General features: G+C 64.3%; 1 protein-coding gene. It reads left to right on the top strand.

Going from position 1 to position 790, the window contains the following annotated elements; all coding sequences use genetic code 11:
* Nucleotides 1–678, top strand: a 678-nt coding sequence (locus AC1DY5_RS57470; protein ID WP_478123014.1) for an SDR family NAD(P)-dependent oxidoreductase, incomplete at its 5' end; no start/stop codon positions are given.
* Nucleotides 679–790: the final 112 nt, after the last annotated feature.

A 790-nucleotide genomic window follows, 5' to 3' on the forward strand; every position in this document is an offset into this window, starting at 1 on the left:
GCGGAACAGGGTCGCCACGTGGCCTGCCTCTCCCGCTCTGGTGCGTTGCCGGTTCAAGGCGTAGCGCCGCCCGATGTGATCGAGCGCTGGATCTCCGCGCGCGCTGACGTAACCAATCCGGTGGCGCTTGCCGGCGCCTTGCGGAAGCTCTCGAATGAAGGCTGGCGGATCAAGGGGCTCGTGAACAACGCGGGTGTGCACATCGATGCATCGTCGGCGGAGATGTCACTCCAACAGTGGCAACAGGTGATGGACACGAACGCGACTTCTGTGGTCACTGCTTGTCAGGCGGTCTACCCTCATCTGGTGGCCGCAGGCGGCGGAATGATCGTCAACATAGGCTCCTTCTTCGACAAGATCGGCGTGAAACGCAATCTCGCCTACTGCGCCAGCAAGGCCGCTGTAGGCGCGATCACCCGCTGCCTGGCCGTGGAATGGGCCAGCAAGGGTATCCGCGTGATGGACGTGGCCCCCGGCTACATCGTCACCGACCTCAACGCCGATGCGATGGCAGCGGGCGGGCCGTTGCGTGCTTATCTCGACAAGCGCATCCCAGGCCGCGAGCCGGGCACCGCCGCCGATGTCGGCGCACTGGTCGCTTCCCTCTTCACGACCGCCGGTGGCTTCCTCACAGGCGAAACGATCTACATCGACGGCGGCCAAGGCATCGCTCATTGAAGCCCATGAACATCCTCGAAAAACTGGACTTCCGCCTCGCCCTCGCCGACGAGGAGATGCTGCTGCTGGAGAGCGTTCAAGCGCTGTGCCGGGAGCAGATCGCACCGCGTGC

The sequence above is a fragment of the Variovorax sp. P4_D9 genome, from assembly GCF_056401695.1.